Raw genomic sequence first — 24,576 nt, forward strand, 5'->3', positions numbered from 1 at the left:
ATATCTGGACAAGTCGGCAAACCGGCATAAATGCCGTCCACCAGTCGAGACGTGCCGAAGATTCTCCGGCGTGAGGAATGAATCCCCAAAGAAGGTCCGGCCCCGAGGTACCGGCCGTTGATGTTCGGGGGTCGCCCGTTATCCGATTTTGACATGGCAGGACCCCTGAATGGGCCAGTCCGAATGGCAGGATGCCGTTCACACGAGGTGGCGACACTCGAAGGTGCGTGCCAAGCCGCCCCACCAGCACCTCACCCTCACCTGCCGGAGGATCCCGACATGACCGCAAGCACCACGCGTCGTACGACCGCCAGGGCCCGGATCGCGGCGGTCGGCGCCATCGCGGTCGCCGGCACACTGCTCCTCACCGCCTGTGGCGACCAGACCGACAGCGCCTCCCAGGAGAGCGGCAGCGGCAAGGAGACCAAGAGCGGCGCTCCGCTCTTCTCGAAGCTGCCGGAGAAGTACCAGAAGTCCGGTGTGATCAAGGTCGGCACGAATGCCGAATACGCCCCGATGGAGTCCGTGGAGAACGGGAAGATCGTGGGTGTCGACCCCGATCTGGCCGCCGCGCTCGGCAAGCAGCTCGGCGTGAAGTTCGAGTTCACCTCGGGTTCCTTCGACGGCCTCATCACCGCCCTGAACTCCGGCCGCCACGACATCGCGATGTCGTCGATCACGGACAACAAGCAGCGCCAGGAGGGCCTGGACGACGCCGGCAAGAAGCTGGGTCCGGGCGTCGACTTCGTCGACTACTTCCTCGCGGGCACCGCCGTCTACACCAAGAAGGGCAACCCGCAGAACATCAAGTCCATCGAGGACCTGTGCGGGAAGCGCGCGGCGGTGCAGCGCGGCACCACGTACGAGGAGGCCCTCAAGAAGCAGTCGAAGGCCTGTACGGACGGCGGCGAGAAGGCCATCACGATCGAGCCGTTCGAGAACGACACCGAGGCCCAGACCCGCGTGAAGTCCGGCGGTGCGGTCGCCGGCGTCAACGACTACCCGGTCGCGGTCGACCTGGCCCGCAAGGCCGACGGCGGCAACGCGTTCGAGGTCGTGGGCGAGCAGGTCGACGCCGGTCCGTTCGGCATCGCCGTCAAGAAGGGCAACACCGGCCTCCGGGACGCCCTGAAGGAGGCCGTCGACGCGATCATCGCCGACGGTTCGTACCAGAAGGTCCTCGACAAGTGGGGCGCCGGTACGGGAGCGATCGACAAGGCCGCCATCAACGGCGGCAAGTGACCGGACGCTCCACTGAAGGGCAGTCACGATGACTGACAAGTTCGACAAGACACCGGCCGCCGCACCGGCCGGCCAGGTGTCCGTCTCCAAGGCCGCCACCACGGCCCCGGAGAACATCAAGGCCATTCCCGTCCGCCACGTCGGCCGTTGGATCAGCGGCGTCGTGGTCATCGGCCTCCTCGTCGCCCTCGGATATGCCTTCTCGCAGGGCAACATCCAGTGGCAGGCCGTCGGCGACAAGCTGTTCGACAAGAACGTCGTCGCCGGTGCGGGCCGCACCCTGCTGATCAGCGTCCTCGCGATGGTGCTCGGCGTGATCCTCGGCGTCGTGCTCGCCGTGATGCGGCTGTCGAAGAACCCGGTCACCAGCTGGGTGGCCTGGCTGTACATCTGGTTCTTCCGCGGCACCCCGGTCTACGTACAGCTGCTGCTCTGGTTCAACCTGGCGCTGATCTTCCCGGTCCTGAACATCCCGTTCATCTACAAGGACGAGATGACGGACGTCATGACCCCGTTCATGTGCGCCCTGCTGGGGCTCGCCCTGAACGAGGCCGCCTACATGGCGGAGATCTGCCGCGCCGGCATCCAGTCCGTCGACGAGGGCCAGACCGAGGCCTCGCACGCGCTGGGCATGACCCAGGCGAAGACCATGCGCCGCGTGGTCCTCCCGCAGGCGCTGCGGGTGATCATCCCGCCGACCGGCAACGAGTTCATCAACATGCTGAAGACCTCGTCGCTCGTCTACGCGGTCACGTACAACGAACTGCTCCGCTCCACCTCGCAGATCGGCTCCACGTCGTACGCGGTGATGGAGATGCTGTTCGTCGCGTCCATCTGGTACATCGTGATGACCAGTGTGTTCAGCGTCGGCCAGTACTACCTGGAGCGCCGTTTCGCCCGCGGCTCGCTGCGTTCGCTGCCGCTCACCCCGTGGCAGCGCGTCAAGGTCAACCTCGCCGCGTTCAGCAACCGGCCCTCCGGAGGTGTCTCCGCATGACCACCCCCATGGTGAAGGCCGAGGGCGTCCACAAGTCCTTCGGTGCCGCCCACATCCTCAAGGGCATCGACCTGGAGGTCGCCCCGCGTGAGGTGTTTTGCCTGATCGGCCCGTCCGGCTCCGGCAAGTCGACCTTCCTGCGGTGCATCAACCACCTGGAGAAGATCAACGCCGGCCGGCTCTCGGTCGACGGCGAGCTGGTCGGCTACCGGCAGAAGGGCGACAAGCTCTACGAGCTGAAGGACAGCGAGGTCGCCCTGCAGCGCCGTGACATCGGCATGGTCTTCCAGCGCTTCAACCTGTTCCCGCACATGACGGCGCTGGAGAACGTCATGGAGGCGCCGATCCAGGTCAAGGGCGAGGCCAAGGCCGTGGCCCGGGCCCGCGCCGAGAAGCTGCTGGACCGGGTGGGCCTCGCCGACAAGGCGAAGAACTACCCCTCGCAGCTCTCCGGCGGCCAGCAGCAGCGCGTCGCCATCGCCCGCGCGCTGGCGATGGAGCCGAAGCTGATGCTCTTCGACGAGCCGACCTCCGCGCTCGACCCGGAGCTGGTCGGTGACGTCCTGGACGTCATGCGGGGCCTCGCCGAGGACGGCATGACGATGATCGTCGTCACGCACGAGATGGGCTTCGCCCGCGAGGTGGGCGACGCGCTGGTCTTCATGGACGACGGTGTGGTGGTCGAGTCGGGCCACCCGCGCGAGGTGCTGACCAACCCGCAGCACGACCGGACGAAGTCGTTCCTGTCGAAGGTGCTGTAAGGGGCGAGCCCCCGTCGCATACGGGAGGGCGGTGCGGTCCACGGTCCGCACCGCCCTCCCGCGCGTCGGGCCGCGCCCGCCGCACTCCCCCGCGTGCGCGCCCGCGCCCTCAGCTCTTCGGCAGCACCTCCGGACCGGTGAGCAGCTTCTTCAGCTGCTGCCGGGTAAGCGGGGGCTCCGACAGCAGCGGCCCCTGGGTGCCGGAGCCCTCGAAACCGGTGCTGGAGCGTACGAGGAACTGCGAGCCGTCCGACTGCGTGAGCCGGGCGGCCAGTTCGGGCCCCCAGTCGGCACTGTCGTCGCCCCCGACGTCCATCGTGTCGCGCCACGTCGTCAGCGTCCGGCCGTCCGGAAGCGGCTCGCGTTCACAGTCGGTACGGGACGGCTCCTGGCCCACCCGGACGCAGAGGTCCTCGTCCGGATCGGCCGGCCGGCCCGTCTTCTGCTCCACCGTCTCCCGGTCCTCCAGGGTCAGCACCAGATAGCCGACGCCGCCGTCCTTGCGGATCGCGTACTGCCCGTCCAGCGGTCCGAGACGGGCGGTCCGCGCCTGTTCGGGTGTCGCCCCCCTGATGAGGGCGAGGAGCGAGACCTCTTCGATCTCCCCCACGTCCGGCGGCAGCAGCGCGGCCAGCCGCCCGGCCCGGTCGTCCGCGGAGGCGGACGGGGACGGCCCGGCCGTCGCCACCGAGGTGTGTACCGGGTCCTCGTCGCCGCCCGCCCGGGGCAGGGTGAACGCCCCGGCGGCGACCACCGCGAGGACGGCTGCTGAGGCGGCGGCCCGGCGTCGCCTGCGGATCCGGGCGGCCTTCGCGTACACGGCCCCGGCGGAGAACTCGGGCTTCCCCGCCCCCTCGACGGCGCGGCCGAGCAGTTCACGGACGTCGTTCATACCAGTTCCTCCGCCATCCCGGCGCGCAGCGCCGCCAGGCCCCGAGCCGTGTGGCTCTTGACCGTGTTCGTCCGCATCCCGAGCGCCTCGGCCGTGGCCTCCACGCTCAGGTCCTCCCAGTAGCGGAGCACCAGCACCGCCCGCTGCCTGGCCGTGAGCCGGGCGAGCGCCTCCCTGACGACCAGACCGGTGTCCGCGTCGGCCGTGTTCCCCGAGCGGTCGGGCAGTTCGCCGTAGGCCCGCTCCCGCCGCCAGAACCGCCGGCGGCTCGCGATGAACGTGTTGACCAGCGTCTTGCGGGCGTACGCCTCGATGTTGTCGAGCCGCCCGTGGCGCCGGCCGCCGAGGACGACCTTGACCAGGGCGCTCTGGACGAGGTCCTCGGCCTCGTGCCGGTCGCCGCAGAGCAGATAGGCGCTGCGGAACAGCGCGGTGCGTCTGCCCTCCACGAAGGCGCGCAACGCCTCGTCGTCATCGGCCCGCATGGCGGCCCCTCCCCGGAACGGACAAGTCCCCGCCCCCTTCTCGCACCGCTTTCCGGCCCGCGGAGGCGGACCGTCTCACCCTTCCAGTGCGCCGGGGCCCGGCGCAGGTTGCGGGTGGCGGCGGAGAAAGGAAAAGGGGCGGCACGGGCCCGAAGCCCGTGCCGCCCCTCTCCTCGCCCTGCGGCCCGCGCGGGCGGCTACTTCACCGCGAGGACCAGGCTGTCCGAGGGGGACGCCCAGACCGCGCGGGCCTCGCCGAAGCCGGAGGCGACGAGCGTACGGGCGTGCCAGTCGGCGGAGGGCATGTCACCGTCCGCGTGCTCGCCGTAGATCTCGAACCGCTCGGCGGTGGGTGCGGCGAGGACGGGGTCCTTGGCGGCGACGGCCCACCACTCGGCCCAGTCCAGGGCGCCCGCGGCCTTGGCGCGGTCCATCGCGGCGTGCCGGTGGGCGCGCTCGGCGGCGTTGATCCGCGGGGTGGCCGGGTCGATCGTGCGGTCGGCGTTCATGAAGACCCCGCCGTCCCGGACGAGCCCGCCGAGCTGCCCGTACAGCGTGGCGAGCGGCTCGCTGTGCAGCCAGTGCAGGGCGGTGGCGGTGAGGACGGCGTCGTACGAGGTGTGGGGCAGCCGCTCCGTCCAGTCCGGGTCCTTGAGGTCGGCGGTGACGAAGGTGACGCGGTCGTCGCCGTCGAAGGTGCCGCGGGCGATGGTGAGCAGCGCGGGGTCGAGATCGACGCCGGTACTCGTGGCGTTCGGGAACCGCTTGAGGAGCCGGTCCGTAATACTTCCCGTACCGCACGCGAGGTCGAGCACCCGCGGTTCCGGTCCGACGACCGCCTCGACCATGTCCAGCATCACCCGGAACCGCTCCTCGCGGTCGGGCATGTACCACTCCTGCTGCCGGTCCCAGCTCTCCTGCCAGGACTGCCAGTCGGTGCCCGTAGCCGTCTCCGTCACGTCCGCCTCCACGTCATACCCGCCGTAATGCCCATGAGGGCACTTCGACCATTACACTTGTCGATGCCCCGACTCTAGACCGACGCCGTAAGGACTACAAGTGGAACTGGCCTCTTACTCGGACTACGCCGTGCGCCTGGTCAACACCGAGGAGCCGGCCCGCAACAAGGACAGGCTCACCTCCGTCGAGACGGTCCGGGAGCTGTTCGGCGGCAGCCAGCAGGCGGCGCGGCGGGCGACGGAGGCGGACGTGACCCGGTTCCGTTCCGTGCGGGCACGGCTGCGCGCGGTCTTCGAGGCGGCGGACGACGGCGACGAGACGCTGGCGGTCGACCTGCTGAACTCGCTGCTGCTGGAGTTCCCGGTGAGCCCGCAGATCTCGGGGCACGACTTCCGGGACGAGGACGGCAGGCCGGACTGGCACATGCACCTGGCGGACCACCCGTCGAACGCGACCGCGGGCTACGCGGCCATCGCGGCGATGGGCCTGGCCTTCCACCTCACCGGGCACGGCGTGGACCGGCTCGGCCTCTGCGAGGCGGCCCCCTGCCGCAACGCCTACCTGGACACGTCCACCAACCGCTCCAGGCGCTACTGCTCGGACCGCTGCGCGACCCGGGCGAACGTGGCCGCCTACCGCGCCCGCAAACGCGAGGAGGCCGAGCGCACCGGCCGCAGCGCGGAGGCCGCCCAGCCCAGCACCGCCGTCACCGACCGCTGACCCTTCGCCAGGGGCCGGTAGCGGGCCCGTACCCGGGCCAGCACGAACTCCTCGGGCACGACCCCGTAATCCGTGCTGTCCCCGCCCGCGAAGGTGTTGTCGCCCCGCACCCACCACCCACCGGGCCGCCGCTCGACGGCCCGCTTCACCACCAGCAGGTCCTGCTGGAAGGGGTGCCGCAGGATGACCACGTCACCGGGGCGGACGGGGACGCCGTACTGCACGAGCAGCAGATCGCCGTGGTAGAGCGTGGGCACCATCGAGGGCCCCGTCACCTCCACCACCCGCAACGGACGCCGCGTCACCCGCCTGCCCCCGGACACCTGTCGCCGCTCCGGCATCTGCGCCACCGCCCGCTCCTCCTCCGTACACCGTCCCGTACGACGCCCTTCCGCGGAGCGCCCCGTACATTCGGCCGACGGCCCGATTCTCACACCGGACTTTTGACCTAAGCCCCTGGGGCAGCCACGGAAAGCGGCGCTCCACGGAGTAATGTCCCACCTGAGAAGACGATCACGAGGAGGACAGCTCCATGCTTTCCCGCCTGTTTGCCCCCAAGGTGAAGGTCAGCGCCCACTGCGACCTGCCCTGCGGCGTGTACGACCCGGCCCAGGCCCGCATCGAGGCCGAGTCGGTCAAGGCCGTCCAGGAGAAGTACCAGGCCAACGAGGACGCGGACTTCCGCACCCGCGCCGTCCTGATCAAGGAGCAGCGCGCCGAGCTCGCGAAGCACCACGTCTCGGTGCTCTGGAGCGACTACTTCAAGCCCCCGCACTTCGAGAAGTACCCGGAGCTGCACCAGCTCATCAACGACACCCTGAAGGCGCTCTCCGCGGCCAAGGGCTCGAACGACCCGAAGACGGGCCAGAAGGCGCTGGACCTGATCGCCGAGGTCGACCGGATCTTCTGGGAGACGAAGAAGGCCTGATCCCTGGCCGGGTGGCCCTGCCCGCGGTTCCGCGGGCCGCGTCGCTCCGGCTGTCCGCACCCGGTCCGCGGGTCGCCGAGCACGGCGGCCGAGGCGGGCCGGGTGCGGTCTTCTTCACGGGCCTCTCGACAGCATCGGGCCATGACGGAGAGTCCCGGCGCGTGGGCCGGGGTCCTGTCGGGTGGGCCACGGGGCCGGTCAGTGACCGGCGGTCAGTTCGCCGCTGAGCCTGCCGTGCAGGCGGGCGCTCGGGGTGTTGAGCCCGGTGATCTCCACGGTCTTGCCACGCCGGGCGTACTTGGTCTCGATCGCGTCGAGGGCGGCGACGGAGGAGGCGTCCCAGATGTGCGCCGAGCTCAGGTCGATGACCACCCTGTCCGGGTCGGTGGCGTAGTCGAACTGCCCCACCAGGTCGTTGGAGGAGGCGAAGAACAGCTCGCCCGTGACCCGGTAGACCACTGTCTCGCCGTCGGGGGCGACCACGGCGGTGACCTCGGCGAGGTGGGCGACCCGCTTGGCGAAGACGACCATGGCGGTGATGGACCCCAGGACGACGCCGATGGCGAGGTTGTGGGTGGCCACGACCGCTGCGACGGTGATCACCATGACGGCGATCTCCCCGGCGGGCATCCGCTTGAGGGTCTTCGGGGCGATGGAGTGCCAGTCGAAGGTCGCGAACGACACCATGACCATCACGGCGACCAGGGCCGCCATGGGGATGTCGGAGACCACTGAGCCGAAAACGATGCACAGCACCATCAGGAACGCGCCGGCGAGGAAGGTCGAGACGCGGGTGCGGGCGCCGGACACCTTCACGTTGATCATCGTCTGGCCGATCATGGCGCAGCCGCCCATGCCGCCGAAGAAGCCGGTGACGATGTTGGCGATGCCCTGACCGATGGACTCGCGCGTCTTGTTGGAGTGGGTGTCGGTGATGTCGTCGACCAGCTTGGCCGTCATCAGCGACTCCATCAGGCCGACCAGCGCCATCGCGAACGCGTACGGGGCGATCGTCGTCAGCGTGTCGAGCGTGAACGGAACGTCCGGCAGGCCCGGAACGGGCAGGGAGGACGGCAGTTCACCCTTGTCGCCCACGGTCGGCACCGCGATGGCCGCGCCGACGGTGATCACGGTGAGGATGACGATGGAGACCAGCGGCGCAGGAATCACCGTGGTGACCTTCGGGAAGAACACCATGAGCGCGAGACCGGCAGCGATCAGTGGATAGACGGCCCACGGGACGTCGCGCATCTCCGGGATCTGGGCCATGAAGATCAGGATGGCGAGGGAGTTGACGAAACCGACCATCACCGAGCGCGGGATGAACCTCATCAGTTTCGCCACGCCCAGCGCACCCAGAACGACCTGGAAGACACCGGCGAGGACGACGGCGGCGACGAGATAGCCGAAGCCGTGCTCCCGGTTCAGCGGCGCGATCACCAGGGCGACGGCACCGGTCGCGGCGGAGATCATCGCCCGCCGGCCGCCGACGACCGAGATGACGACAGCCATGGTGAAGGAGGCGAACAGGCCGATCGCCGGATCCACACCCGCGATGATCGAGAACGAGATGGCCTCGGGAATCAGCGCGAGGGCGACGACCAGGCCGGCCAGGACCTCCGTACGCCAGACCTTCGGGTCGGAGATCCAGTCGGGCTTCAGACCGCGCAGGCGCGCGGCCGAGGACAGAGCAGGGGCGGCAGAAGACAAGGGAGCGGAACCTGTCGTGCTCGGGCCCGCCCCGTTCGGCGGGCCGGGACATGCGGGAGGGAGCGGAGAAGCCAGGCCGGAACCCCGCGGGCGGCACCGCGACATACGGCGCCGGAAGGCGAAATGGGGACGGTGCCGGGAACAGCCGCCGACGCGGCCAGGGTCACGTCCGAAGACGAAGCGTCACGGCGGGCAGGCGGCGGCACCATGCGTCATGGACTCGCGCACGCTTCTCTCCTGCAAGAATCGGTACTTCGCCGGGGCCACCATCGACCCCGACACGGCAAGGGCGGGGCTGCGGAACGCCGCCCTCACCACCAACAACTCTACCCTAACGTTAGGGTAGAGATCGGCGGCGTCGCCCACCCGGCCGAGGCCGCCGCCGAAGGAGAAGGGCCAGGGGTCACGGACGTGGACGGCAAGCACATGCAGATCGGCGAGGTCGCCGCACGGACCGAACTCTCCCTGCGGACCATCCGCCACTACGAGGAGACCGGCCTCGTCGCCCCCTCCGCCCGCTCCCGGGGCGGCTTCCGCCTCTACACCGAGACCGATGTCGCCCGCCTCATGGTCATCCGCCGCATGAAGCCGCTCGGCTTCACCCTGGACCAGATGCGCGACCTGCTCGACGCCACCGATCGCCTCGACGCCGGCGCCGCCCTCGAAGCCGACGAGCGCGAGACACTTCTGGAACGCGTCCGCGCCTACCAGCAGGAAGCCGCAGAGCAGGTCGAGAACCTCCGCGTCCAACTCTCCCGCGCAGAGGACTTCGAAGGCACCCTGCGCGCCCGCGTGGAACGGAACGCGCCCGCCTCCCCGGCCTGACGACGGCTTCCGCAGAGGCCAGTCCGGGGAGGCGGGCCGAAGCGGCGAGGGCTGCTCCGCGTCCGGTCAGCCGTCAGCCGTACATCGCCACGCGGTGGAGCGTCGCGAGCGCCTCGTCGATGGGGTGGGGTTGCGGCTCGCCGGAGGCGTCGAGCCTGTTCCACCGCTGGAGGTTCACGGCGACCGCCATCTGCCGTTCGCCGTCGGCACGGATCATGGCCAGCGTCCCGCCGCCCCAGACCGTGCCGCCGTGGCCCCAGAAGACGCCCTGGCCGGGGCCCTCCATGGGATACAGGCCGAGGCCGTAGTCGATCGGCTTGCCCTCCTGGGAGATGACCGGGCCGGTCCGTTGCATCTGCGCCAGCGACGACGGGCTGACGATCTCTCCGGCCAGCAGCAGGCGGTAGAAGCGGTTGAGGTCCGCGACGGTCGATATCAGGGAGCCTGCCGGTCCCGCGAAGGACATGTCGTAGACGCTGTAGTCGCGCGGCGGATCGATCATGCCGAACCACGCCTCGTAGAGCTGGGAGTGCTCCCCGTCGACACGCGGTCCGGAAGGGAACCCGGTGTCGCGGAGCCCGGCGCGCTCGATGACGTTCCGGGTGATGCACTGCTCGGCCGTGGTGCCGGTCACCTGCTCCAGGAGCTGGGCGAGGAGCAGGTAGTTGGTGTTGGAGTACACCCCCGGAGCGCCGCCCGGAGTGCCGCCGGCCGGCGCGGTGACCCCCAGCCCGATCAGTTCGACGGGGTCGAACCGGGTGAACCGGTGGCCGTCCAGGCTCCGCGGGTCGGTGTCCGCGACGACGGGGAGCGCCTTGAACGAGGGGTAGGCGTACGGGAGGTACTCGGCGAGTCCGCTCGTGTGGTTGATCAGCATCCGGACTGTGATCGCGCCACCGGGCCCTCCGGGCACCAGCTCCGGGAGATACCGGCCGATCGGCGCGTCGAGACCGATCCGGCCGGCTTCGACCTGCTGAAGCACCGCAGCGGCCGTGAAGGTCTTGGTGACACTGCCGACCCGGTGCCGCAGGTCCGCGGTGACGGGGCGCCCGGTGACGGTGTCGGCGACCCCGGCGGCACCCCGCCAGACCTGTTCGCCGTCCCGGACCTCGGCGAACAGGCCGGGTATCCCGGCGCGGTGCACGTTCTCGATGGCTGCGTCCAGCTCAGCACAATCCAACGTTTCCTTCATGGCGTGTCCCTTCGCTCGGCCTGAGATGAGCCCACGTCCTCATTATGCACGCAGTGCGTGCAACAGCGAGTGCATATCGCGCGCACACCGAGTGCATGAGTTAGGCTGAGCCCGACGAGAGGGGCGAAATGGCAGGTCGAAAGCGCTGGTCGACCGAGGAGATCCTGGACGCGGCAGCGGAGTTGCTGCGCACGAGCGGCAGCGAGTCGTTCAGCGTCCGCAAGCTCGCCGCGACCCTCGGGACCGACTCCTCCAGCCTCTACCGGCACTTCCGCAGCAAGACGGAACTGCTGCGTGCGGTCGCCGACCGGATCCTGCTGACCTCGATGGACGGCTACCGCCCCGAGGGCGACTGGAAGCAGCGCATCACCGACCTGGCCCTGCGCGTGCGAGACACGTTCGGCCGGCAGCCCCAACTCGCAGCGGTCTGGGGGCAGTACGCATCGGGCGGCGCCGGCTCCCGGCTGGTCGTCGAGGAGGTACTCCAGGCTCTGCGCATGTCGGGGCTGCCCGACGAGGAGATCCCGGTGCGCTACCACCGGCTCGCGGTCCTCATCGCCGCACTGGTCGCCTCCGAGGCCGGAGTCAGCACCATCACTTCGGAGGAGTACGAACAGGGCATGGAGCTGTTCCGCGTCAGCGTGCTCGGCGCCGACCCCGAGCGCTTCCCCGCCCTGGCCCACTTCGCCCGCGACGTCCGCCCGCTCGGGGCGGATCGCGGTGCCGCGTTCGAAGAGCTCCTCGCCGCCCAGCTCGCCGACATCGAGGCGGCGGTACGCACCGGCCGGTCCACCGGACAGCCCGGCCCGGCAGCCTGAGGCGGAAGCCACCACCACGCTCGGTCCCGACCGGCCCGCACCGCCACTGGCCTCACACCGGGCGATGCGCTAACCTCACAACGAGACGAGACGTCTCGTCTAATTCATGGCATCCGCCGGAACAGTGAGGTCCACCATGGAACGCTTCGTCGACATCGCCCCCGGCGTCCGCCTCTGGGCCGAGGAGCAGGGTGCTCCGGACGCGCCCGTCCTGCTGCTGGTCATGGGTGCGCAGGCGTCCGGGCTCGGCTGGCCCGATGAGCTGGTCGAGCTGCTGGCCGTACAGCACCGGGTGATCCGGTACGACCACCGGGACACCGGCCGATCCACCGCCTCCTTCGACGAACAGCCCTATCCGCTCACCGCGTTGGCCGAGGACGCCGTCGCCGTGCTGGACGCGTTCGATGTGGAGCGCGCGCATGTGGCGGGGATGTCGATGGGCGGCATGCTCACGCAGCTGCTCGTCGCCGACCACCCCGAGCGGCTACTCAGCGCCACCGTCATCGGGACGAACGCGCTCAGCTCCACGCCGTATGTCGCGCCGGACGGCCACCGCATCCCGCCCGAGGAGCTGCCAGGCGTCTCCCCGGAACTGATGGAGCTGTGGTCGCGGCCCGTCGAGGACCGGGGCCCGGAGGCGGAGCTGGAGCGGCGCGTCGAGCACTGGCGGGTGCTCGGCGGCGACCTGATCCCGTTCGACGCCGCGTACGCCCGCGAACTGGAACGCCGGATCATCGCGCACACCGGCCACCACCACACCGGCACCGCGCACGCCCGCGCCGACTACTCCGGTATGGAGCGCACCGAGCAGCTCGCCGTCACCGAGGTGCCCACGCTGATCACCTCCGCCCCCGCCGAACCGGTCGCGCCGGCCCCGCACGCCGAGCACCTCGCCCAAGTGATCCGCGGCGCCCGGCTCGTCGAGATCCCCGGCATGGGCCACGCCCTGCCCCGCGAGGTCCACGCCCCGCTCGCCGCCGCGATCCTGGACCACACGGGGCGGAGCTGACGCCGTGCCACGCCCCGTGCGGACCGCCGGAAGCTGACGCCGTGACACCACCCGCCGCTGCCCCCGTGCCCCATTCCCCACGTCATACCTGAGAGCCACCCCGCAGGTGCACTCCTCAGCGGGACGCCGACTACCGGCTCCCGTTCATAACTTCTGTACCGGAAGCACGCATTGCCCCTGGTACGGAAGGACCTCACCCCATGCCCGACCGCCCGCGCAGACCCCGTCTGCGCCGCGCCCTGCTCGCCGCCCTCGTCACCTTCGCGGTGGCCGTGCCGGTGTCCGGAGCGGCCCGGCCCGAGGCCGTGCCCGCCCCCGCGCCGACCGTGACCGGGCCGCTGCGGGACGCGAGCCCGGCGGCGCTGGAGGAGCGGTACGCGGTCAGCCGGAGCGACATCCGGGCGGCCGGACGGGCGGCGGAGGCGCACGGGGACCTGAAGCGGGCGGACTCGCTGCGGGGGATGGCCGCGGCGGGGCGGCAGTTCCTGTCCTTCGACGGGCGGGACGGCGGCCGGAGCGTGGAGGTCGTGGGCGAGCTGTCCTCGGCCCGGCGGATCGCGGTCTTGGTGCCGGGAGCCGGAGTCGGGCTGGATGCTTACTGGCGGCTGCGGCGTGACGCCCGGGCGCTGCACCGGGAGTTGGGCGGGGGCGGGGCCGTCATCGTCTGGCTGGGCTACCGCTCCCCCGCCACCATCAGCCCGGCCGCCCTGACGACCGGGCACGCCGACAAGGCCGCGCCGGGGCTGCGGGCTCTGGTGGACGAGGTGCGCGCGGTGCGCCCCGTCGCCCGGATCAGCCTGCTCTGCCACTCGTACGGCTCCGTGATCTGCGCCCGGTCCGCCCCCGGCACGGCGGCCGACGCCCTCGTCCTCTACGGCAGCCCCGGGGTCGCGGGCGAGGACGCCCGCTCGCTGCGCACCGGGGCGCGGGTGTGGGCGGGGCGCGGCGGTGACGACTGGATCGCCCGCGTGCCCCATGTCCGGGTGCGGGTTCCGTTCGTCGCCACGGTGGGGTTCGGGACCGATCCGGTGGCGGAGGAGTTCGGGGCCGAGGTGTTCGACGCGGGCGACGGCGGCCACAGCGACTATCTGCTGCGCGGTTCGCGTTCGCTGACGAACCTGGCCCGGATCGTGGCCGGTGCCGAACCGCTGGGGGCCTCCCGATGACCGGGCTCGTCGCGCGGATCGAGGCCGCCACCCCGCCCGGCCGCGACCGGGCCGTCGACGCCCTGCGGGCCCTGGCGATCCTCGGCGTGGTGGGCGGACACTGGCTGGTCACCGCGCTCGTGGCCGACAGCGGCACGGTGCGCGGGGCGAGCCCGCTGACCGCCATGCCGCACCTCACCCCCGTCTCCTGGCTCTTCCAGACGCTCGCGGTGTTCTTCCTGGTGGGCGGGATGGTGGCGGCGGGGAGTTGGGCCTCGGCACGGAAGCGCGGTGTGCCGTACGGGCGGTGGGTGGGCGGCCGTCTGGCGCGGCTGTTCCGGCCGTTGGCGGCGGTGCTGGTGGTGTGGACGCTCGCGGCCGCGGCGATGCTGGCGGCCGGGGTGGGCGAGTCCACCGTCCGGGCGCTGGGCAAGCTGGTCTGGTCCCCGCTGTGGTTCCTGCTGGTCTTCGCCGTGCTGACCGCGCTGACTCCGCTGGTGGCCCGGCTGCACCCGCTGTGGCCGCTCGTGGTGGTGCTGCACGTCGACCTCGTACGCCTCGGTCTCGGCGGTCCGCACGAGCTGGGGCGGATCAACGTCGTCGCGGGGTGGCTGGTGCCCTACTGCCTGGGGGCGCTGGTGGCCCGGGGCGGGCTGCGCGGCCGGACGAGCCGCTGGGCGCTGCTGCTCGGCGGGGCGACGGCGGCCGCCGCCCTCGTGCTGTGGGCGGGGTATCCGGCCTCCATGGTCGGCGTTCCGGGCGGCCGGATGTCCAATCTGGACCCGCCGAGCCTGGCCGCCGTCGCCTTCGGCCTGGCCCAGTGCGGGGCGGCGCTGCTGCTGCTCGGGCCGCTGCGCGGGCCGACCGCGTGGGCGGTGGTGGCGGTGGTCAATCTGGCGGCGATGACCGTGTTCCTCTGGCACCAGACCGCGATGATCGTCGTGACGACGACCGCGCTGCTGCTCGCGGACGGCCCGCTGCCGGGGCTGCACACCGTGCCCGACGGGGCGGGCTGGGTGGTCGCCCGGTTGCTCTGGCTGCCGGTGTTCGCCCTGGCGCTGCTGGGGTGCTGGGCGGTGTTCCGGAGTTACGAGCAGGGCGGGCGGCGCGGCGGCGGGGGCTCCCTCGTCGTACGGGAATCCGCACCCGAGCGGAAGGGGCGGGCGCGTCGTGCCTAGTCTGTGGGCTGGTCGAGCCGAGGGGGCGGTGAGGGCCGTGACGTCCTCGAGGGCGGTGCGTCTGCGGGCGGCGGTGCGCCGCGCGCCGCGTGCGCTGTACGAGGAGTTGTGGGCGGCGCCCGCCGACCGGGTGCCCCGCATGGGCGAGCCGGACGCGCCGGCGTGGCGGCCGTCGTTGCTGGTGCTGCTGATCATCGCGGCCGCCTGCTTCGCGGTGCCCCGTACCAACGAGCTGGTCACGGACGCGAGCAACGGAGTCAGCGGGTGGGCCGTGCTGGCCGCCCTGGCGCAGTCCGCGGTGCTGGTCGCCGGGATGATCCGCCCGGTCGGGGCCTGGTGGGCGGCGACCGCGCTCTCGGTGACCACGGTCCTGGTCACCGAGCCGGTCATGAGCCCGGACCGGCTGTTCCCCTGGAGCATCATGGGGATGGTGTTCCAGGGCGGGGCGCTGTTCCTGCTGGCACTGCGCGTCCCGCTGCGCCGTGCGACGGGGGCGCTGGCCCTCACACTGCTGGCGGGCATGGCCCTCACGCTGCACCAGACCCAGCGGCACAACCTCGACCTGGACCGCTCCGCACCGGTGTTCGTCGTCGCCCTGGTCCTCGGCGCGGCGTTGCGCAGCCTGCGCCTCGCCCGTAAGGACCTCGTCGTCCAGGCCGAGTTGACCGCCGAGGAGCGGGCCCGGCGCGCCCTACTGGAGGAGCGCAACCGGATCGCCCGGGAGCTGCACGACGTGGTCGCCCACCACATGTCGGTGATCTCCATCCAGGCCCAGGTCGCCCCGCATCTGGTGGAGCACCCCACCGACGAGCTGCGGGAGAATCTGACCGGCATCCGCCAGAACGCGCTCGAAGCCCTCGCCGAACTGCGCCGGGTGCTGGGTGTCCTGCGTTCCGAGGACGCGCCCGTGCAGAGTACGCGGCATGCTCCGCAGCCCGGTCTCGACCGGCTGGGCGAGCTGGTCGCCACCGTGCGCTCCGCCGGACTCGCCGTCACCGTGTCCACCACCGGCGAACCCCGCCCCCTCCCGCCCGGCGTCGAGCTGTCCGCGTACCGCATCGTGCAGGAGGCCCTGAGCAACGTGATGCGCCACGCGCCCGGGGCGAGCGCCGAGGTGGTGATCGGGCACGGGCCCACCGGACTGACCGTTCAGGTCGTCAACTCCCCGCCGGACCGCGTGGCCGCGCCCTCCCCCGGCGTACGCCACGGGCTTCTCGGGATGCGTGAGCGCGCGGCGATGCTCGGTGGCGAGCTGGCCACCGGGCCGACTCCCGAGGGCGGCTGGGAAGTCACCGCGATCCTCCCCACCAGTACGCAGACAACCCGGACGACCGAGGAAGCCCGATGACCCCACCCATCCGCGCCGTGATCGCCGACGACCAGATGATGGTCCGCCAGGGCTTCACGGTACTGCTCAACGCCGAGCCGGACATCGAGGTCGTCGGCCAGGCCGTCAACGGGCTCGACGCGATCGACAAGGTCGCCGAACTCGCCCCGGACGTCGTCCTGATGGACATCCGGATGCCCGAGCTGGGCGGCATCGAGGCGACCCGGCGGATCACCTCTCCCGAGGGCTCGACGGTGAAGGTGCTCGTCCTGACCACCTTCGATCTCGACGAGTACGTCTACGAGGCACTGCGCGCGGGCGCCTCCGGTTTCCTGCTCAAGGACGCCTCCGCCGATGAACTCGCCCATGCCGTACGGGTCGTGGCGTCGGGCGACGCGCTGCTCTCCCCCAACATCACCAAGCGGCTGATCGTGGAGTTCTCCCGGACGGCCGGGGCGCCCCGCGCGCCGCTCAAGGAGCGGGTCGGGGATCTGACCGAGCGCGAGACGGAGGTGCTGACGCTGGTCGCGGGCGGCCTGTCGAACGCCGAGATCGCCCGGCAGCTGATCGTCGCCGAGCAGACGGTGAAGACCCATGTGGGCCGCATCCTGGTCAAGTTGGGGCTCCGCGACCGGACCCAGGCGGCGGTGTTCGCGTACGAGTCGGGGCTGGTGCGTCCGGGCGGGCTCTGACCACCCGGGCCGGGCGCGGGGCCCGTTTCGTAGGATCGGCTCCGTGACAACGGGGAACAGGGCAGGAACAGGGGCCGTCGGTACGGTGCCGCCGCCCACGGAGATCGAGCGCGCGCTGTCCACCGCCGTCGGGGCCGGGAGCGCCGACGCCGTGGTGGAGCTGCTCGCGCGGACCCGGCTGTACGTGCTCGTCGCCCGGCTGCACGCGGACATCCCCGGCTGGACGGCCCCGCTGCCCACGATCCGTGACGAGGCCACCCGGCGGACCTGCGTCCCGGTCCTGACCCAGGGGATGCTGCCGCCCTGGCACCCCGAGTGGGTCTTCCGCGAGGTGGGCCTCGGCGAACTGGCCCGGACCTGGCCGTACGACGTGCGGCGGCTGGCCGTGAACCACGGCACCCCGTACGCGGCGATGGTCGACGCCCGGCCCGGGCGCCTCAAGGCCTGGCTGAAGGCCGCCGAACGCCTCGGCGGGCCGGAGGGTGGGGTGCTGCTCACCGACAGCGGCGGCCCCCTGCACGGCCCGCTCGCCCACGGACTGGCGCTCGGCGCCCACTTGGCCGTCACCAACGGCCTGATCTGGAACCGGCTGGGCGCCGCCTACGAGGACTACGCGGCCGACCGGGCCCGGCTGCGCCGCCCGTGGGGCATCCAGCACCGCGCCGAGTACCGCGACCGCCTCGCGTCACTGATGAAGAACCAGCTGGTCGGGCGCGTCCAGGAAGCCGTCCTGCGCACCCGGCACACCCTGGCCGTCCGGACGGGGCGGACACCGGCGCGCGAGGAGTGGGCCGAGGCGGTGGGCCGGGCGTTCACCGCGCGTGACGCCGGCGACCGGGCGCTGGCGGAGCGGTCGCTGCACCACATCGCCCTGTACGAGGACAAGCTCCGGGCGGACGGCGCGCTCGCCCCGGACGGCCGCGTCGACACGCTGGCCGCCTTCGACCTCGGCCGGGCGGTCAACGTCGTACGGCTCGCGCTCGGCACCCGGTACACCGATCCGTACGAGGCCGAGCAGGACGTCCTGCGCCTCGGCGAACTCGCCCGGAGCGCCTACTCCTCCTGGCCGGACTTCTCCCTCGGCTACCTCATGGCCCGCCTGGTCCACCGCGCGGAGGACGACGGCCCGGAGGCGGCGGAGGCCACGTACCAGCAGTCGCTCGCCGAGCACCGCACCCTGACCCAGGATCCCGCCGGCCCGTACCGGAACCTCCCCTGGTCGTGAACCTCATGAACCCGAACCCGAACCCGATCCCGGGCCCTCACGCCGCTCAGCTGCCCCCGGGAGCGCCCGCCTCCTCGCCCCGGGCCCCCGCCCCCTGGGTCCCGCCGTCCGAGACGGAGCAGCTCCTCCACGAGGCCGCCCTGCGCGGCGACGTACGGGGTCAACTGGCCGCGCTGGCCGGGACCGAGCTGTACATCCCGGCCCCGCGCGCCGAGGTGGACGCCGATCCGGACACCGTGATGTGGCGACGGCACGTCGACCCGGCGGGCTTCGTCTGCCGGCCGCTCCTCACCCGGGGCATGCTGCCCGCGTGGCACCCGGACTGGGTCTTCCGCGGGGTCTCGCTGCGGTGGATCGCCGAGTTCGGCTGGAGTGATCCGCAGGTGTGGCTGGGTGTGAACGTGGGAACGCCCGGTCAGCTGCTGCTGCCCACCGCCCCTCCCGACCTGGCGCTGTGGCAGCGGGCGTACGCGGAGAACGACCGGGCGTCCGGCAACCGGCTCGTCGCGCTGCGGCACGGCGCGCTGCACGGGCCGCTGGCCTACGGGCTGGCCTGCGGGGTGCATCTGGCGATCGGGAACGCCGTGCCGTGGAACGAGGTCGGCACCGTCTACCGCGAGTACGTCGACGAGCGCGAACAGCTCCGCGACTCCTGGGGCATCACCGGCCACGAGGGATGGCGCCGGCAGCTGGACTTCCTGCTGGACGCGACCAACAGCCCGCCGGAACCGGACTTCGCGCTGCGCGCCCGCGAACAGCTGGCGGCGGCCATCGGCGAGCTGCCCTCGGCCGACCTGTGGCGGGAGACCGCCGCCGGTCACGCCCAGGACCTCGGGGCCGACGCGAGCAAGGTCAAGGGCATCGAGGACCTGGTGCGCCGGATCATGCGCTACGAGGCCCGGTTCCGCGCGGACGGGCTGCTGCCGCCGGACGGCCGGGTGCGCACGACGGTCGCGTACGACTACGGGCGGGCGGTGAACCTGGCGCGCTGGGGGTTGTCGGCGCGGTTCTGCGGTCCGGCCGACGCCGAGGCGGCGATCGTGTACGCCGGGGCGCTGAGCAAGTCGGCGTACCGCTCGTGGGAGGAGTTCTCCGCCGGGTACGCGCTGGGGCGGGTGCTGCGGTTCGACGACGAGGAGTACGGGCCGTTCTACGAACAGAACGTCCTCGCCCACCGCCTGCTGACGGAGAGCGAGGGCAGTCCGTGGCGCCACATCCCGTGGCGCTGACACGGGGGTCCCCCGGTCAGCCGCCGGGGAGCAGATGGCGGTAGCTGTCCGGGTTCTCCACCAGGAACTGGGCGAAGCTCTGCGCCGGGCGTCCGGTGAGCGTGGGCACCGCGTCGGAGACGGCGGCCAGTTCGCCGCCCGCGATGGCCTCGTAGGAGGTGACCCAGCCGGCCACCTCCCATTCCTCGGCCCCGTAGCCGGCCCGGGAGGCGTAGGCCTCCTCCCGGGTCTCGGGGACGTAGACGACGGGCCGCCCGGTGACCCGGCTCAGTTCGTCGGCCGCCTCGGCGAGGGTGAACGCCTCGGGTCCGGTGAGGTCGTAGACCCGGCCGTCGTGGTCCGTGCCCTCGTCCAGCAGGACGGCCGCCGCCGCGTCGGCGATGTCCTCGTGGGCGACGGCTGCCACCCGCCCGTCGCCGCCGGGTCCGCGCAGGACGCCGTCGGTCCCGGTCATCGCGGGCAGCCCCGCGAGGTACCAGTTGTCCCGCAGGAAGGTGTGGCGGATCTCGGCGGTACGGATATGGGCCTCGGTGTCCCAGTGGTCACGGGCGAACGTGAACGTGGCGTCGGGCGCGGCTCCTTGGAAGGAGACGTACACGATCCGCTCCACCCCCACCGCCACGGCGGCGTCGATGGCGGTGGTGTGCTCGCGGACCCGGTGCGGGCTCTCGTGGGCGGAGACCAGGAACAGGGTGTGGGCTCCGTCGAGGGCGCGGCGCATGGCCTCCCCGTCGCCGTAGGGGGCGGCGGGCGCATGGTCGGCGCCGGGCACGTCGGGCAGCCGGGCGGGGTCGCGGCCGAGGAGCCGTACGGGGACGCCGGTGCGGGCCAGCCGTCGGGCGACCCTGCCACCGACCGCTCCGCTCGCTCCGGTCACCGCGGTGAGGGGGCCGATCACTGGGGTTCGTCTTCCTCTCGTCGGTCGGGGTGCCAGTCGGCAAGGCGCCGCACCTCGACGACGGCGCCCACGGGGAGCGGTCCGTACAGGTGCGGGAACTCCTCGCCGCCGGGCTTCATCGCCTCGTACCGGACGGGATCGGCGAGGCGGCCGGGGTCGACGACCAGGACCACGAGGTCCCGGTCGTCGGCCCCGTACAGCATCCGTGCCACACCGGGGAGTTGGTGGGGCAGCGAGAGATGGATGAAACCCTCCTGCTGGAGGGTGCGGCCGCGGGTGGACATCTCGTACGTCCCTGTCCCGCGGGCCGCCTCCCACAGAGGTGCTTCGGCGAGGTGCAGCAGCGGTTCGGTCATCGAACCACGCTAGCGGGCGCTGCTTCGCGCCGGTCAGAAGGTGCGGCGACGAGCCCTGCGCGTGGCCACGAGGACCGTACCGCCGGCGGCCACCAGTGCTGCCGCGATGGACCCGATGATCCATTCGCCGCCCCGGGAGCCGGTGTCGGGCAGCTCACCCGGATGGCTCGGCGAGTGCGTGGGGCGCGGCGTGTGGTGGGTGGGGGTCGGGGTCGGGTCGGTGGGAGACGGGGTCGGGTCGGTGGGGGTCGGCGTCGGCTCGGTGGGCGTCGGGGTGGGATCGGTGGGGGTTGGGGTGGGATCCGTCGGCGTGGGCGTGGGATCCGTGGGCGTCGGAGTCGGGTCTGTCGGCGTGGGCGTCGGATCCGTGGGCGTCGGCGTCGGAGTCGGGTCCGTCGGGGTCGGAGTGGGATCCGTCGGCGTCGGCGTCGGGTCCGTCGGCGTCGGCGTGGGATCCGTCGGCGTCGGCGTCGGCGTCGGGTCCGTCGGCGTCGGCGTGGGATCCGTCGGCGTCGGCGTGGGATCCGTCGGCGTCGGCGTCGGCGTCGGGTCCGTCGGCGTCGGCGTGGGATCCGTGGGCGTCGGCGTGGGGTCCGTGGGCGTCGGCGTCGGGTCGGGGGTGCAGGACGGCAGGTCCCCGTCGAACGGGTACGCGTGGATCTCCTGGCCGCCCGACTGGCCCTGCGAGGTGTGGGTGAGCGAACCCGCCGTGTAGAAGCGGCCGTTGGTGCCGCTCATGCTGAGGACGGTGCTGCTCGTCGGCTGGCCGACCAGCACGCTGCCCTCGAACTGGGCCGGGCCCGTCAGCGACAGATCGGTGGCGTCCGGGAAGTTCCACAGCAGGTTCTCGCGGAGGCCCTCGTTGGGGAACGAGCCCATGAACGTGGCGACGCTGCGCGTGCTGCCGTACACGTTGACCAGGACGGTCGCGCCCGCGGGGATCCCGTTGAACACGAACCCCGTGTTGCCGCCCGCCTCCGACTCCAGGTCCACGTCCACGTCGAAGATCTGGATCGCGGACGTGCCGTCGCCGGTGAACGTCATGACGTCACCGACCTGCTGCCACGTGCCCGTCGCTTCCCGGTGCTCGTCGCCGTCGTACGCGTAGCACTGACTGGCCTCGGTGAGCTGCGGGCGCAGCTCGGTGAACGGGGCGGCCGCGTCCTCGTCGAAGCGCGGAGCGGTGGCCGGGCTCACCGTGCCCGTGAGCTCCCCCGCGTACGCGACGCGGCCGGAGTGCTCACCCTCCTCCGCGAGGAGTCGCTGACCGTCGGCGATGGTGACGTCCCCGCCCGTCGTCAGATAGTCGGAGCCGTCCGGCGGCGGCACCCGCGAACCGACGCCCGCGATACCGACGTTGTAGACCTGAGAGACCCCCGCCCGCTTGTTCATGTCGAACTCGCCGAGCGTGACGACCTTGCCCTCCGCCTCGGCCGCCGCCTCGCGGACCAGGAAGTCCCCGCCGACGAAGACGTTGATGTTGCTGTCGAAGCCGACGACCGGACCGTTGTTGGGGTCGTTCCAGCTGGGCGGGCAGGAGCTGCCGAGGCAGGGTCCCAGTCCGCCCGGCAGCGGATCGGCCCCCGCGGCCGGGGCCAGCACGCCCACCATCGCCGCGGCCGTGGCCACTGTCACTGCTGCCCGGATTGCGTTGCCGCGCCTGCGCGCCTTCTGTTCCATGCCGCGCAATATGCATGGTCATCACTTTGTCGTTTTGTATGACACGCCGCTCTTGCCCTGTTGCGTAGGCCTATGGGTGGTTTCTTCGGGCGACACGCGCACAGGAGCGGCGTGTCGGAGTGCCGAGGTGTCAGACCACCGGGGCGCCGGGCCACCGGCAGCCGTCAGGACGCCAGCAGCTTCGCCTCCAGTTCGGGGTCGAGGCCGACGGCCGGGCGGTCGGGGCGCCGGGGGGCGGTGCCGCCGAGCGCGCGCAGCCAGGTCCAGGTGTCCGCGACGGTCTCCTCCACCGGGCGGCAGCGCAGCCCCGCCGCGTGCGCCTTGGTGTGGTCGCCCCGGTGGAGCGTGTCGTACAGCTCGCCCGGCGGCAGCCAGATCGGCAGGTCGCTCCAGGGCTCGGCCCCGGCGGCCAGCAGGACCTCCGGATCGGTCCAGCGCAGCTCGGCGTCGGAGCCGGTGGTCCGCACACAGGCCTCCAGCAGCTCACCCATGGTCGCGTGGCCGGGGCGGCTGACGGTGTTGTACGCGCCGTGCAGCCCGTCCGCCGCCGCGTCCAGGATCCATACCGCCAGGTCCCGGGCGTCGATGTACTGGAGCTCCACATCGGGCCGGCCGGGGGCGATCACGGGTCCGCCGCGGTCGATCCGCGACAGCCACCAGGGAAGCCTGCCGATGTTCTCGCCGGGGCCGATGATCAGCCCGGCCCGCGCCAGCAGGGCCCGGTCCCCGAAGGCGTCGAGGGCGGCCAGCTCGCCGCCGCGCTTGGCCCGGTCGTACGGCACGTCGCCGCCGTCGTCGGGCGAGGCGCCGGTCACCAGCGGGCCGTTCTCGTCGAGTCCGGGGGCGGCCGGGTGGGCGTACACCGAACGGCTGGAGACGTAACTGAAGTGCCCCGCCCGGCCGGACAGCAGACGGGCGGCGTCCCGGACGGCGGCCGGGGCACCGCTCCAGGTGTCGACGACCAGGTCCCAGCCCCGCCCGCTCTCCGCCAGCGCCGCGAGCCCCCGCTCGCCCGCGGTCCGGTCCCCGGTCAGCGCGCTCACGCCGGGCGGGGGCGCGTGGCGGCCGCGGTGGAACACCGTGACATCCCAGCCCCGCTCCAGCGCCGCGTCGGTGACGGCCCGTCCGACGAACTCCGTACCGCCCAGCATCAGAAGCCTCATGGAACGACTCTGCCCACCGGCGGGCGGTGGCGGAACCCGGGCACGCTGTCAGCAGAACCGGGAACTCTCGCCGGCCGACGGGCCGGGGGAACCGTGCGGGTCAGGACGTACGGGCCAGCGGGGAACGGTGGCGCAGCAGCCACTCGTGGTAGCCGCTCGCCCGTCGTGCCGCGTCCCGGTAGGCGTCCTCCAACTGCGCGTACACCACCTCGGTGTCGGTACCGGGCCGGGACACCAGGAGGAGGCGTACGGCGAGCGGATCGCCCAGCAGCGGGCGGATCACCATGTCGTCGCGCGGGCCCGACGTCGGCTGGCAGGGGGCGACCGCCTCGCCGAGCACGACGAGGGAGGCGGCGGTGAGGTAGTCGCCGTGCAGGACCGGCGGGTTCAGTCCGGCGGCGCCGAGCACCCGGCGCACCCCGTCCCACTCGCCGTCCACCGTCGGATCGACCATCCAGGGGTCGCCCGCCAGATCGCCGAGCTCCACCACGCGGCGGCGGGCGGCCGGGTGGTCCCGGGAGAGGGAGATGAACTGCGGTTCCCGGTCCACGAGTACGCGCTGCTCCAGCCCCTCCGGCAAGGTGAGCGGGCAGCCCTCCACCTCGTGCACGAAGGCGACGTCCAGGCGGCCCGCCGCGACCGAACGCAGCAGCGCGTGGGCGGAGACATCGACCCGCAGGGAGATGTCGGTGCCGGGCAGGGCGACCCGCAGCCGGCGCAGCCAGCCACCGATGACCCGGCTCGCGGTGGAGCCGATGCGCAGCCGGGAGCCGCGGGGCCGGGCGGCCTCGGCCTCCGCCAGGGCCGCGGTGACCAGGTCGCTCATGCCGTCGACGAGGGGCCGGGCCCGGCTCAGGACGGCGCGCCCCAGGGAGGTCGGGCGGCAGCCGGTCCGTTCGCGGAGGAACAGCTCGGCACCGAGAACGTTCTCGATCCGTTGCAGCTGAGTGGTCAGGGAGGGCTGGCTCACGCCGAGGCGGCGGGCCGCCTGGTGCAGACTGCCCGCGTCGGCGATGGCGCACAGCGCCCTGAGGTGTCTCACCTCCAGCTCCATGCAGCGGAGACTATGACCGCCGCCGGTCGCACGCCAGACGCCGAGACCACAACAAACGAGCTTATTTCACCGGCTGTTGACCAACAGGAC

Annotated in this window: 25 protein-coding genes; 14 read left to right on the forward strand and 11 right to left on the reverse strand. The window is 72.2% G+C overall.

What is annotated here, in order from left to right:
* Positions 1–279: 279 nt before the first annotated feature.
* Genes IE140_RS01190 through IE140_RS01200 form a run of 3 tightly spaced genes read left to right on the forward strand, consistent with a single transcriptional unit; the run spans position 280 to position 3,000 of the window.
* The gene (locus tag IE140_RS01190) at positions 280–1,242 is read left to right on the forward strand and encodes an ABC transporter substrate-binding protein (RefSeq protein ID WP_032778892.1); all 963 of its coding nucleotides are present in this window, start codon (positions 280–282) and stop codon (positions 1,240–1,242) included.
* 28 nt (positions 1,243–1,270) lie between these two features.
* The gene (locus IE140_RS01195) at positions 1,271–2,239 is read left to right on the forward strand and encodes an amino acid ABC transporter permease (protein WP_093440275.1); all 969 of its coding nucleotides are present in this window, start codon (positions 1,271–1,273) and stop codon (positions 2,237–2,239) included.
* Positions 2,236–3,000, forward strand: a complete 765-nt coding sequence (locus IE140_RS01200) for an amino acid ABC transporter ATP-binding protein (protein WP_030715429.1) — start codon at positions 2,236–2,238, stop codon at positions 2,998–3,000. The genes IE140_RS01195 and IE140_RS01200 overlap by 4 nt, the downstream gene beginning before the upstream one ends.
* Positions 3,001–3,109: 109 nt before the next feature.
* Here IE140_RS01200 and IE140_RS01205 read toward each other — a convergent pair whose 3' ends face one another.
* The 3 genes from IE140_RS01205 to IE140_RS01215 all read right to left on the reverse strand — a co-directional run bounded on the left by IE140_RS01205 (position 3,110) and on the right by IE140_RS01215 (position 5,336).
* The gene (locus tag IE140_RS01205; RefSeq protein ID WP_150194679.1) at positions 3,110–3,892 is read right to left on the reverse strand and encodes a hypothetical protein; all 783 of its coding nucleotides are present in this window, start codon (positions 3,890–3,892) and stop codon (positions 3,110–3,112) included.
* Entirely contained in the window at positions 3,889–4,377 is a 489-nt protein-coding gene (locus IE140_RS01210) for a SigE family RNA polymerase sigma factor (protein ID WP_150194681.1), read from the reverse strand. Before IE140_RS01210 ends, IE140_RS01205 begins: the two co-directional genes overlap by 4 nt.
* Positions 4,378–4,574: 197 nt before the next feature.
* Positions 4,575–5,336 (reverse strand): class I SAM-dependent methyltransferase, encoded by a 762-nt coding sequence (locus IE140_RS01215; protein ID WP_150194683.1) that lies wholly within the window; start codon positions 5,334–5,336, stop codon positions 4,575–4,577.
* Positions 5,337–5,436: 100 nt separating this feature from the next.
* Here IE140_RS01215 and IE140_RS01220 point away from each other — a divergent pair, with 100 nt between their 5' ends.
* Positions 5,437–6,057, forward strand: a complete 621-nt coding sequence (locus IE140_RS01220) for a CGNR zinc finger domain-containing protein (protein WP_093440268.1) — start codon at positions 5,437–5,439, stop codon at positions 6,055–6,057.
* Here the strand turns inward: IE140_RS01220 and sodX are convergent.
* Positions 5,970–6,398: a nickel-type superoxide dismutase maturation protease gene (gene sodX, locus IE140_RS01225; protein WP_093440284.1), complete on the reverse strand. Its 429-nt coding sequence runs from the start codon at positions 6,396–6,398 to the stop codon at positions 5,970–5,972. The genes IE140_RS01220 and sodX overlap by 88 nt on opposite strands.
* A 191-nt stretch (positions 6,399–6,589) precedes the next feature.
* On the opposite strand from sodX, the gene sodN reads away from it, so the two are divergent.
* Positions 6,590–6,985, forward strand: a complete 396-nt coding sequence (sodN, locus tag IE140_RS01230) for a superoxide dismutase, Ni (RefSeq protein ID WP_003966342.1) — start codon at positions 6,590–6,592, stop codon at positions 6,983–6,985.
* A gap of 198 nt (positions 6,986–7,183) precedes the next feature.
* On the opposite strand, the gene IE140_RS01235 is transcribed toward sodN, so the two are convergent.
* Positions 7,184–8,674 (reverse strand): SulP family inorganic anion transporter, encoded by a 1,491-nt coding sequence (locus IE140_RS01235; protein WP_150194696.1) that lies wholly within the window; start codon positions 8,672–8,674, stop codon positions 7,184–7,186.
* A gap of 432 nt (positions 8,675–9,106) precedes the next feature.
* On the opposite strand from IE140_RS01235, the gene IE140_RS01240 reads away from it, so the two are divergent.
* Positions 9,107–9,520: a MerR family transcriptional regulator gene (locus IE140_RS01240; RefSeq protein WP_189459987.1), complete on the forward strand. Its 414-nt coding sequence runs from the start codon at positions 9,107–9,109 to the stop codon at positions 9,518–9,520.
* 73 nt (positions 9,521–9,593) lie between these two features.
* Here IE140_RS01240 and IE140_RS01245 read toward each other — a convergent pair whose 3' ends face one another.
* Positions 9,594–10,712, reverse strand: coding sequence for a serine hydrolase domain-containing protein (locus IE140_RS01245; RefSeq protein WP_150194685.1), 1,119 nt, complete (start codon positions 10,710–10,712; stop codon positions 9,594–9,596).
* Positions 10,713–10,840: 128 nt separating this feature from the next.
* On the opposite strand from IE140_RS01245, the gene IE140_RS01250 reads away from it, so the two are divergent.
* From IE140_RS01250 to IE140_RS01285, 8 genes are all read left to right on the forward strand, one after another.
* On the forward strand, positions 10,841–11,530 hold the full coding sequence (locus IE140_RS01250; protein WP_093440255.1) for a TetR/AcrR family transcriptional regulator: 690 nt from the start codon (positions 10,841–10,843) through the stop codon (positions 11,528–11,530).
* A gap of 136 nt (positions 11,531–11,666) precedes the next feature.
* The gene (locus IE140_RS01255) at positions 11,667–12,539 is read left to right on the forward strand and encodes an alpha/beta fold hydrolase (RefSeq protein WP_150194687.1); all 873 of its coding nucleotides are present in this window, start codon (positions 11,667–11,669) and stop codon (positions 12,537–12,539) included.
* Positions 12,540–12,739: 200 nt separating this feature from the next.
* Complete coding sequence (locus tag IE140_RS01260; protein ID WP_150194689.1) at positions 12,740–13,705, forward strand: alpha/beta hydrolase; 966 nt, start codon at positions 12,740–12,742, stop codon at positions 13,703–13,705.
* Entirely contained in the window at positions 13,702–14,862 is a 1,161-nt protein-coding gene (locus tag IE140_RS01265; protein WP_150194691.1) for an acyltransferase family protein, read from the forward strand. Before IE140_RS01260 ends, IE140_RS01265 begins: the two co-directional genes overlap by 4 nt.
* Before the next feature lie 28 nt (positions 14,863–14,890).
* Entirely contained in the window at positions 14,891–16,210 is a 1,320-nt protein-coding gene (locus tag IE140_RS01270; protein ID WP_189459989.1) for a sensor histidine kinase, read from the forward strand.
* Positions 16,207–16,881, forward strand: a complete 675-nt coding sequence (locus IE140_RS01275) for a response regulator (RefSeq protein ID WP_150198399.1) — start codon at positions 16,207–16,209, stop codon at positions 16,879–16,881. The genes IE140_RS01270 and IE140_RS01275 overlap by 4 nt, the downstream gene beginning before the upstream one ends.
* A 43-nt stretch (positions 16,882–16,924) precedes the next feature.
* Positions 16,925–18,106 carry a DUF1266 domain-containing protein gene (locus IE140_RS01280; protein ID WP_150198401.1) on the forward strand — a complete coding sequence of 394 codons (1,182 nt, stop codon included), beginning with the start codon at positions 16,925–16,927 and terminating at the stop codon, positions 18,104–18,106.
* Between the two features lie 5 nt (positions 18,107–18,111).
* A complete protein-coding gene (locus IE140_RS01285; RefSeq protein WP_150198409.1) occupies positions 18,112–19,335 on the forward strand; it encodes a DUF1266 domain-containing protein in 1,224 nt (407 codons plus the stop codon).
* Between the two features lie 16 nt (positions 19,336–19,351).
* Here IE140_RS01285 and IE140_RS01290 read toward each other — a convergent pair whose 3' ends face one another.
* From IE140_RS01290 to IE140_RS01310, 5 genes are all read right to left on the reverse strand, one after another.
* Positions 19,352–20,233 (reverse strand): SDR family oxidoreductase, encoded by an 882-nt coding sequence (locus tag IE140_RS01290; RefSeq protein WP_150198403.1) that lies wholly within the window; start codon positions 20,231–20,233, stop codon positions 19,352–19,354.
* Positions 20,230–20,589: a DUF952 domain-containing protein gene (locus tag IE140_RS01295; RefSeq protein ID WP_150198405.1), complete on the reverse strand. Its 360-nt coding sequence runs from the start codon at positions 20,587–20,589 to the stop codon at positions 20,230–20,232. The genes IE140_RS01290 and IE140_RS01295 overlap by 4 nt, the downstream gene beginning before the upstream one ends.
* 33 nt (positions 20,590–20,622) lie before the next feature.
* A complete protein-coding gene (locus IE140_RS01300; RefSeq protein WP_229826661.1) occupies positions 20,623–22,269 on the reverse strand; it encodes a choice-of-anchor A family protein in 1,647 nt (548 codons plus the stop codon).
* 164 nt (positions 22,270–22,433) lie between these two features.
* On the reverse strand, positions 22,434–23,432 hold the full coding sequence (locus tag IE140_RS01305) for an NAD-dependent epimerase/dehydratase family protein (RefSeq protein WP_229826662.1): 999 nt from the start codon (positions 23,430–23,432) through the stop codon (positions 22,434–22,436).
* A 100-nt stretch (positions 23,433–23,532) separates the two neighbouring features.
* Positions 23,533–24,486, reverse strand: coding sequence for a LysR family transcriptional regulator (locus tag IE140_RS01310; RefSeq protein WP_093442937.1), 954 nt, complete (start codon positions 24,484–24,486; stop codon positions 23,533–23,535).
* Positions 24,487–24,576: the final 90 nt, after the last annotated feature.

The organism is Streptomyces parvus, assembly GCF_014648875.1.
Lineage (GTDB): Bacteria > Actinomycetota > Actinomycetes > Streptomycetales > Streptomycetaceae > Streptomyces > Streptomyces parvus.

Excerpts from the sequence above, each read along its gene's own strand:
- IE140_RS01260 (WP_150194689.1), top strand. The coding sequence starts at position 12,740 with ATGCCCGACCGCCCGCGCAGACCCCGTCTGCGCCGCGCCCTGCTCGCC.
- IE140_RS01310 (WP_093442937.1), bottom strand. The coding sequence starts at position 24,486 with ATGGAGCTGGAGGTGAGACACCTCAGGGCGCTGTGCGCCATCGCCGAC.
- IE140_RS01275 (WP_150198399.1), top strand. The coding sequence starts at position 16,207 with ATGACCCCACCCATCCGCGCCGTGATCGCCGACGACCAGATGATGGTC.
- IE140_RS01200 (WP_030715429.1), top strand. The coding sequence starts at position 2,236 with ATGACCACCCCCATGGTGAAGGCCGAGGGCGTCCACAAGTCCTTCGGT.
- sodX (WP_093440284.1), bottom strand. The coding sequence starts at position 6,398 with ATGCCGGAGCGGCGACAGGTGTCCGGGGGCAGGCGGGTGACGCGGCGT.
- sodN (WP_003966342.1), top strand. The coding sequence starts at position 6,590 with ATGCTTTCCCGCCTGTTTGCCCCCAAGGTGAAGGTCAGCGCCCACTGC.
- IE140_RS01305 (WP_229826662.1), bottom strand. The coding sequence starts at position 23,432 with ATGAGGCTTCTGATGCTGGGCGGTACGGAGTTCGTCGGACGGGCCGTC.
- IE140_RS01300 (WP_229826661.1), bottom strand. The coding sequence starts at position 22,269 with ATGGAACAGAAGGCGCGCAGGCGCGGCAACGCAATCCGGGCAGCAGTG.
- IE140_RS01250 (WP_093440255.1), top strand. The coding sequence starts at position 10,841 with ATGGCAGGTCGAAAGCGCTGGTCGACCGAGGAGATCCTGGACGCGGCA.
- IE140_RS01210 (WP_150194681.1), bottom strand. The coding sequence starts at position 4,377 with ATGCGGGCCGATGACGACGAGGCGTTGCGCGCCTTCGTGGAGGGCAGA.
- IE140_RS01195 (WP_093440275.1), top strand. The coding sequence starts at position 1,271 with ATGACTGACAAGTTCGACAAGACACCGGCCGCCGCACCGGCCGGCCAG.
- IE140_RS01285 (WP_150198409.1), top strand. The coding sequence starts at position 18,112 with ATGAACCCGAACCCGAACCCGATCCCGGGCCCTCACGCCGCTCAGCTG.
- IE140_RS01190 (WP_032778892.1), top strand. The coding sequence starts at position 280 with ATGACCGCAAGCACCACGCGTCGTACGACCGCCAGGGCCCGGATCGCG.
- IE140_RS01295 (WP_150198405.1), bottom strand. The coding sequence starts at position 20,589 with ATGACCGAACCGCTGCTGCACCTCGCCGAAGCACCTCTGTGGGAGGCG.
- IE140_RS01205 (WP_150194679.1), bottom strand. The coding sequence starts at position 3,892 with ATGAACGACGTCCGTGAACTGCTCGGCCGCGCCGTCGAGGGGGCGGGG.
- IE140_RS01265 (WP_150194691.1), top strand. The coding sequence starts at position 13,702 with ATGACCGGGCTCGTCGCGCGGATCGAGGCCGCCACCCCGCCCGGCCGC.
- IE140_RS01245 (WP_150194685.1), bottom strand. The coding sequence starts at position 10,712 with ATGAAGGAAACGTTGGATTGTGCTGAGCTGGACGCAGCCATCGAGAAC.
- IE140_RS01255 (WP_150194687.1), top strand. The coding sequence starts at position 11,667 with ATGGAACGCTTCGTCGACATCGCCCCCGGCGTCCGCCTCTGGGCCGAG.